Source organism: Lacisediminihabitans sp., assembly GCF_043726815.1.
Taxonomy (GTDB): domain Bacteria; phylum Actinomycetota; class Actinomycetes; order Actinomycetales; family Microbacteriaceae; genus Lacisediminihabitans.
Window position 1 is genome coordinate 1 of record NZ_JAYSJZ010000007.1, and the last position, 7,462, is coordinate 7,462.

8 protein-coding genes are annotated in these 7,462 nt (G+C 69.0%); 2 read left to right on the forward strand and 6 right to left on the reverse strand.

What is annotated here, in order from left to right:
- The 4 genes from ACHZD8_RS01115 to ACHZD8_RS01130 all read right to left on the reverse strand — a co-directional run.
- The coding region (locus ACHZD8_RS01115) for an ATP-binding cassette domain-containing protein (RefSeq protein WP_394768260.1) at positions 1-462 on the reverse strand (462 nt) is incomplete at its 3' end.
- Positions 463-705: 243 nt separating this feature from the next.
- Positions 706-1,668, reverse strand: coding sequence for a Dyp-type peroxidase (locus tag ACHZD8_RS01120; RefSeq protein ID WP_394768261.1), 963 nt, complete (start codon positions 1,666-1,668; stop codon positions 706-708).
- A gap of 338 nt (positions 1,669-2,006) precedes the next feature.
- The gene (gene dinB, locus ACHZD8_RS01125) at positions 2,007-3,260 is read right to left on the reverse strand and encodes a DNA polymerase IV (protein ID WP_394768262.1); all 1,254 of its coding nucleotides are present in this window, start codon (positions 3,258-3,260) and stop codon (positions 2,007-2,009) included.
- 12 nt (positions 3,261-3,272) lie between these two features.
- A complete protein-coding gene (locus ACHZD8_RS01130; RefSeq protein WP_394768263.1) occupies positions 3,273-4,196 on the reverse strand; it encodes an oxygenase MpaB family protein in 924 nt (307 codons plus the stop codon).
- 85 nt (positions 4,197-4,281) lie between these two features.
- Here ACHZD8_RS01130 and ACHZD8_RS01135 point away from each other — a divergent pair, with 85 nt between their 5' ends.
- The gene (locus ACHZD8_RS01135) at positions 4,282-4,776 is read left to right on the forward strand and encodes an EXPERA domain-containing protein (RefSeq protein WP_394768264.1); all 495 of its coding nucleotides are present in this window, start codon (positions 4,282-4,284) and stop codon (positions 4,774-4,776) included.
- A 17-nt stretch (positions 4,777-4,793) separates the two neighbouring features.
- Here the strand turns inward: ACHZD8_RS01135 and ACHZD8_RS01140 are convergent, their stop codons facing one another.
- On the reverse strand, positions 4,794-5,504 hold the full coding sequence (locus ACHZD8_RS01140) for a M23 family metallopeptidase (protein WP_394768266.1): 711 nt from the start codon (positions 5,502-5,504) through the stop codon (positions 4,794-4,796).
- Positions 5,505-5,842: 338 nt separating this feature from the next.
- A complete protein-coding gene (locus ACHZD8_RS01145) occupies positions 5,843-6,373 on the reverse strand; it encodes a DUF1697 domain-containing protein (RefSeq protein ID WP_394768267.1) in 531 nt (176 codons plus the stop codon).
- A gap of 60 nt (positions 6,374-6,433) precedes the next feature.
- On the opposite strand from ACHZD8_RS01145, the gene ACHZD8_RS01150 reads away from it, so the two are divergent.
- Entirely contained in the window at positions 6,434-7,438 is a 1,005-nt protein-coding gene (locus ACHZD8_RS01150) for an aldo/keto reductase family protein (protein WP_394768268.1), read from the forward strand.
- The last annotated feature ends 24 nt before the right edge of the window (positions 7,439-7,462 follow it).

Genomic DNA, 7,462 nt, shown 5'->3' on the forward strand with positions numbered 1-7,462 from the left:
CGCCCTCGCGATCCCGACCCGCTGGCGCTGTCCGCCGGAGAGCTGGTGCGGGTAGCTCGACGCCTTGTCGGACAGGCCCACCCGCTCGAGCAGCTCCCCCACCCGGCGCTTCGTCTCCGCCGGGGTCGCTCCGAGGTAGTCGAGGGGCAGGGCGATGTTCGCGGCGGCCGTGCGACGGCTGAACAGCCCGTCGGCCTGGAAGATCGTGCCGATGCTGCGGCGCGCCACCCTCAGCTGCTTCTCGCTGAGCCGGGAGAGGTTCTCCCCGTTCACGAGCACCGCGCCCGAGGTGGGTCGCTCCAGGAGGTTCACGCATTGCGCGAGGGTGCTCTTGCCCGCGCCGCTCGGCCCGACCACCGCGAAGATCTCGCCGCTCGCGACCGAGAAGTCCAGGCCGTCGAGCACGACGGTGCGGCTGTCTCCGCTGCCGTAGACCTTGGTCAACTTTTCGAGACTGATCATGCTGCTGCCTCCAGGGCGCGGTCGAGGGGTCGCCGGAGGCCGCGATGTCTCGCGGTCGCCGGGGAAGGAGTCTGGGTGGGGGCGCGGCAGGAGTGCGACGCGCCGGGGCAGGCGGGCTCTACCGAAGGGATCGACAGGCGGGGCGCCGGTCGATCACGAGGCGTGGAGTGATGAGCACACCGGTGAGCCTATTGGGGCCCCGGCCCCGAGGCTGCTGTGTTTCGAAACGTGACGCCGAAGGGCTCAGTCGGAGGGGGCGAGTCCCTCGAGCACCTCGAGCGACGGCACGAAGAAGGTCGTGCCCGTGGTGGCGGTGGAGAAGTCGAGGATGCGGTCGTACTCCCCCACGGGGTCACCAATGAACATGTGGCGCAGCATCTGCTCGATCACCCACAGTTCCCGGGCGTAGCCGATGAAGTAGGTGCCGAACTCGCCGCGGCCCGGGCGTCCGAAGGGCATGTTGTCGCGAAGGATGTCGTGCTCGACGCCGTTCGCGTCGACCACCGTGTTGAGGGACTTGTGCGACTTGCGGGCGTCATCCGGCTGGTCGAGTTCCACGTTGTCGGCCTTGGTTCGACCGATGATCTGCTCCTGCCGCTCGGTCGATAGCCCGTTCCACGCCGCGATGTCGTGCAGGTACTTCTGCACCACCACGTAGCTGCCGCCGGCGAAGTCGGCGTCCTCGTCGCCGACGATGGACGAATCCGCCATCGCCGCCCCGGTGGGGTTCTCGGTGCCGTCCACGAAACCGAGCAGGTCGCGCGCGTCGAAGTAGCGGAATCCCTGCACCTCGTCGATCACCGTCACGCTCGAATCGAGCTTGTCCAGGATGAGACGCTCGAGCTCGAAGCACATGTCTGCGCGCTCGGCGCGGATGTGGAAGAGCAGGTCCCCCGGCGTGGACACCGCGGCGTGGGTGCCGGAGGTGATCGGGGCGAACGGTCGCAGCTGCTCGGGCCGCGATGGCTGTTCGAACCGGTCCCAGGCCTCCGACCCGATGCCCACGTTGCAGGAGAGGTGCCCGGCGAGGTCGCGGAAGCCCACGGCGCGCACGAGGCCGCCGATGTCGGAGATCACCTCCCGGGCGCGGCGGGCGGCCTCGTCGCCCGGCCTGATGGTCACGACGAGGAAGATCGCGCTGTTGGAGAGCGGCGCCTCCACGCTCTGCGGTTCGATGGTCGTGCGGTTCCAGGTGCCTTCGTCCATGCTGTGATTCTAGGGAACCGTCGAAGGGTGACGAAGCCCGCGAGTGCTCTCCCCCTCGCCCCCCTCGCGCTCTCCCATGGCGAGTGGGCAAAACTGGCGCCAAGATCGCGGCGGAAGCGCCAGAATTGCCCACTCACCCATGCGAGAGAGACTGCTGGAGGGGTGACGCGACGAACGGCGGGGCAGGTTGCGCGGATCCCCGAGCAGAGCCGTGGATCGGAGCCGGGATGCAGGCTGAAGCGGCGAGCGGGCAGAACTGGCGCCAAGACCGCGGCGGAAGCGCCAGAATCGCCCACTCGTGGGTTCGGCAGGAGGTACGCGAAGGGGTAGCAGGAGGGCTAGTGCTCCTGGCGGGGCAGGTTCCGCGGATCGCCCAGCGGGGCCGTCGATCGGAGCAGGGATGCCGGCCGCAGCGCTCCGCGGCCGAACCGGGCGCTCACGGCATCGATCGTGTCCTCCGCCTCACGCCAGCCCTCGTCCTCGTCCCAGAGGCCAGGCTGCTGGCCGTCTCCCGGGGTGAGCTGTTCCATGCGCACGCCGATCAGGCGAACCGGCGGGTGCTGGCCGATCGCCTCGTAGATGGACCGCACCTCCTCGTAGATGCGCCTGCCCACATCCGTCGATTCGGCGAGCGTGCGCGACCGGGTGATGGTGCTGAAGTCGGAGTAGCGCAGCTTGAGCACGACGGTTCGCCCCACCCAACCGGCCGTGCGCAGCCGAACGGCCACGGCGTTCGCCTGGCGGAGCAGTTCGCGACGCAGCTCGTCGGAGTTGAGGGTGTCCACCTCGAACGTCACCTCGTGACCGACGCTCTTCTCGTCGGCGCGCGGGTTGACCGCCCGGGGGTCGCGGCCGTTCGCCAGGTCGTGCAGTTTTCGCCCGGATGCCTCCCCCACCGCCCGCTTCAGCGCCTCGATCGGGGTGGCGGCGATGTCACCGATGGTGCGCAGGCCCCGCCGGGTGAGCGCCTCCTCGGTCGCGGCTCCCACTCCCCACAGCGCCCCGACGGGCAGCGGGTGCAGGAACGCGAGCGTCTGGTCGGCGGGGATCACGAGCATCCCATCCGGCTTGGCCCGCCCGGAGGCGAGCTTGGCCACGAACTTGGTGGATGCGGCGCCGACCGAGCAGTTGAGCGCGGTCTCCTCGTGCACCCGGCGGCGGATCAGTTCGCCCACCTCCGCCGGCGAGCCGATCAGTCCCCTGGCGCCGGCCACGTCGAGAAACGCCTCGTCGATCCCCAGCCGTTCCACGAGCGGGGTCACGTCGTCGAAGATGGCCATGACCTTCTCGGAGTAGAAGCGGTACTTCTCGAAGTGCGGCTCGAGCACGATCGCCTTCGGGCACAGACGAAGCGCCTGCGAGAGCGGGATGGCGGATCTCACCCCGTACTTGCGGGCCGGGTAGTTGGCCGCCGTCACGACGGACCGCGCCGATCGCCCGGCCACGACAACAGGCAGGTGCGCGATCTCGGGCCGGTCGAGCAGCTCGACCGAGGCGAAGAAGGCGTCGAGGTCCACGTGCAGGATCGTGGCGGTGCTGCTGTCGACCGAGGCCGAACTCACCTGCCGAGTGCTGCCGTCCTGTTTGCTCATCCCACAGGCAATCTAGCCGAGGCTTCGGACATCCCCGGCCGCCGGCAGCAGGCCGAGCCTGGCGAGTCTCTTTCGCGCCGCGGACTCGCTCGTGGAGCTGCGTCCCAGGATCGACCCGACGAGCGCGACCACCGCTCGGGTGAGGGTGATGGCCGGCCACCACGGTCGGCGAAGCCCGAGCAGCCGGCGGTACTCGCGCGGGATCGACGCGACGGCGCCGCCGAACAGGATGCGGTAGGCCGGCCGCATGCCTCGCGCGATGCCTGGATTGCGGATGAACCGCACCGCCTCGGCCACACGCTCGTCGCTCTTGAGGGTGCCGGACGCACGAAACGCCTCCAACTGCGCCCGCAGCTCCGCCTCGGTGGTCGGCGGGGAGGGCACGCCGATGAGCTCCCCGGCCTTCGTCCATTCGCCGACGTAGCGGTCGGCTCCGCCGGGGATCGGTCCGCCCCAGATGGCGTGGCTGCCGAGGAAGGCGTCGGTGAAGACCACGTGCACCCAGGAGAGCAGCTCGGGGTCCCCCGCCCAGTACGGCCGCTCGACCCCGTTCGCGTCGAGGTAGGTGCCCCGCACCCGGTCGTGGAATCGCTCGACCCGGTTGGACTCGCGCACGGCCATCGCCGTGTCGGAGAACGTCACGCCGATCAGCCACTGGATGGTGCCCGAGAGCCTGCCGAGCGGGTCCTCCTTGTAGCGCGACCAGTCGTGCACGCCGGCCATCGCCCCCGGGTGGAGGGTCTGCATCAGCAGGGCGCGGATGCCGGCGACCAGCGTGGCCATGCCACCGTGCACCGCCCAGGCGGCCGATCCGACCCCGAAGAAGCCGGCGTCGTCGCCCAACTCGATCTGCTCGACCCAGTCCGGGCGCCCCTGACGATCGCCGGTGAATGCCGACAGCACCCGGGACCGCCACACGGCGGCAAACGTGTTCACGAGAGGACGCTACCTTGCGATGCTGGGAGCCGAATCAACACCCCCGGCCCTATGCCCGGCCGCCCGGCTGGGCCACTATGGGCCTGTGCCCAATCTCCCGCTCCGTCAACGCCCGGTGGACATCTTCTTCGTCGTGATCTTCGTCGCGTTCGCCGTCACCTCGGTGATCAGCGACCTCCTGCCCACGGTGAGCGTCGAGTTCTCCCCCACCTCGGGAAACCCGCTGGTGCAGGGCAACTACTGGTACGCCCACGACGCCGATCCGCTCTTCATGAATCCCCCGGTGTGGATGAGACTCGTCACCGGGCTGTCGGCCTTCGTCTACGGCCCCTTCTACCTCGTGCTCGCCTACGCCCTCCTGCGCGGCCGAAACTGGATCCAGCTGCCCGCGGTGATCTACGCGACCATGATCTCGGTGCTCACCGGCGTCATCGTGTTCGGCGTCGAGTTCTTCGGGGAGCCGCAGTACCAGACCCACAATCCGGTGAAGTTCCTCGCCTTCAACCTGCCATACGTCGTGATCCCGCTGATCCTGCTCGCCCGGATGCGCAAGCCGGACCCGTTCACCCGAAAGTTCTGACCGAGCCGCTCGAGCGATCAGCCCAGGTGCGCCCGCATCCAGGCGATCGGGTCGACGGGCGTCGTTCCGCCCTGGCGGATCTCGAAGTGCAGGTGCGCACCGGTGCTCGCGCCGGTGCTGCCCACGAGTCCGAGGGGCTGGCCGACGAGCACGATGTCACCGACCTTGAGGTGCATCGAGCCGGTCTGCATGTGGCCGTAGGCGCTCACGATGGTCTGCCCGTCGATCACGTGCTCGATCGCGACGTGCACCCCGAGGGCGGCGTACCCGGGGCTGTTGGTCTCCACGACCACACCGGCGGCGATCGCGTGCACGGTGGCGCCGTATCCCGGATCGAAGTCCACTCCCTCGTGCAGGCTCGAACATCCCGAGCACGGCGAGACGCGGGGACCGAAGCCGTCGCTGATCGGGGTTCCTGCACCCACCGGCCACTGAAGCTTCGGCGGAACGGTCACCGAATAGCTGTCGGTCCGCTCGACGACGGGCGAGGGCAGCGACTCGGATGCCGCGAACTGCTGCAGCACGGGGGCCACATAGACCGGCGGCGCGGTCGCCTGCGCGTAGGCGGGCACGGCCACGGCGCCCACGAGCAGCGCGCCGAATGCGGCGGCGAGTACCGCCACGTTTCGACGGAGCAGCCGAACCGTGCGCACGTGGCGGAGGTTGCGCACCGATCGCCCGTTGAGGGCGGGCAGCGACGGCGTCGCCGGTGCCACGGGTTCGGTCACATACGGGCGAACGCGGGCGGCGATCGGCTCCGTTATCGGGTGCGGGGCACGCGCGGATACACGGGAGGAATGTTTGGGCAAGCGGGGTTCTTCCGGATCGCTGCGGCACGCGGGAAGCGGGCGCACACTCGGGCAAACGCACGACTTCGAGCGCAGATGGAGGCTTCCCGATTCGGGCGGGAACCTGACCGACGGGGTCCCATCGCTGGCGGAATAATCGCACCAGACGGGGCTCGTTCGTGCCGGCCTTGTTGCTCCAGCCTCAGGGACGAACCTCCGTAAACCCTGTGAAGGAGGAGAGGCTTCTTCACATCGACCCGGAAGAGACTACTCTCTGGTCACTCGCCGACCAGGTCCAGCAGCCTGGTGACGGTATTCCAGTTTCGGGCGGTCACCGTGCCATCGAACTGCTTCCAGAACGACCTGGGCACCCGGGTCTGCTGACTCCCGTTCGGCATCCACTGGTAGATCGCCCTCTCCCCCACCGCCAGTAGTTCCGGGGCGATGGCGGCCGCCTGCGGCACCTCGAGCCGATCGGGCATCGAGCTCGCGAACGTCACGAACGACTTCGATCCATCGGTCGCGACGCCGAGCAGCGGGTTGGCCGCCACGATCTCGGCGAGGTCGGCGCCGGCGAGGAGCAGAACGCTCGACTGCACTCCGGTGGAGGAGTGAACCGCGGCCTCGATGGATCGCGCCGCGTCCACCGCCAGCGGGTCTGCGGAGGAGAAGGCGACGTTACCGCTGCGCAGCACGGTCCTCACGGCGGAGAAGCCGAGACCGGCGAACACCTCGGCGAGATCGGCCATGGAGATCGCCTTCGCCGTGCCCACGTTGATGCCGCGGAGGAGTGCCACGTAACGGACCATTCACCGAATGCTACCCGGGACCACACCCGGTGGTCGGGCCGTTCGGCGTAACGTTGGGGCATGGATTTCAGATATCTCGGCAACAGCGGCCTCAAGGTCTCGACGCTCACCTACGGCAACTGGCTCACCCACGGATCACAGGTAGAGAACGACACGGCGATCGAGTGCGTGAAGGCGGCCCTCGAGGTGGGCATCACGAGCTTCGACACGGCGGACGCCTATGCCAACACCGGCGCCGAGAAGGTGCTCGGCAAGGCCCTCAAGGGTGAACGGCGCGAGTCGCTCGAGATCTTCACCAAGGTGTACTGGCCCACCGGCCCCAAGGGGCCGAACGACAGCGGACTCTCGCGCAAGCACATCCTCGAGTCGATCGACGGCTCGCTGCAGCGGCTCAAGACGGACTATGTCGATCTCTACCAGGCCCACCGCTACGACGTGGAGACCCCGCTCGAAGAGACCATGCAGGCCTTCGCCGACGTCGTGCGGCAGGGCAAGGCCCTCTACATCGGGGTCTCGGAGTGGAACGCGCACCAGCTGCGAGCCGGCCACGCCCTCGCGCGGGACCTCGGCATCCAGCTCATCTCCAACCAGCCGCAGTACTCCATGCTCTGGCGTGTGATCGAGGCGGATGTCGTGCCGGCGTCTCAGGAACTCGGCATCTCCCAGATCGTGTGGTCGCCGGTGGCCCAGGGCGCCCTCACCGGCAAGTACCTGCCGGGAGCGCCGCTGCCGAAGGGGACCCGCGCCACGGACAAGAAGGGCGGCGCTGACATGATCAAGCGCTTCCTGGCGGATGACGTGCTCACCGCCGTGCAGGAACTCCGCCCGGTGGCCGAGGAGGCCGGCCTCGACCTCGCCCAGCTGGCCATCGCCTGGGTGCTGCAGAATCCGAATGTGGCCTCGGCCATCATCGGCGCGTCGAAGCCGCAGCAGGTCGTGTCCAACGTCAAGGCGGCCGGCGTCAGGCTCTCCCCGGACGCCCTCGGCCGCATCGAGTCGGTGATCGGTCATCTCGCCGAGCGCGACCCGTCGCGCACGGTGTCCCCGGAGACCCGCCCGTCCTGAGCCGTTCGGCCGACGTGACGGGGG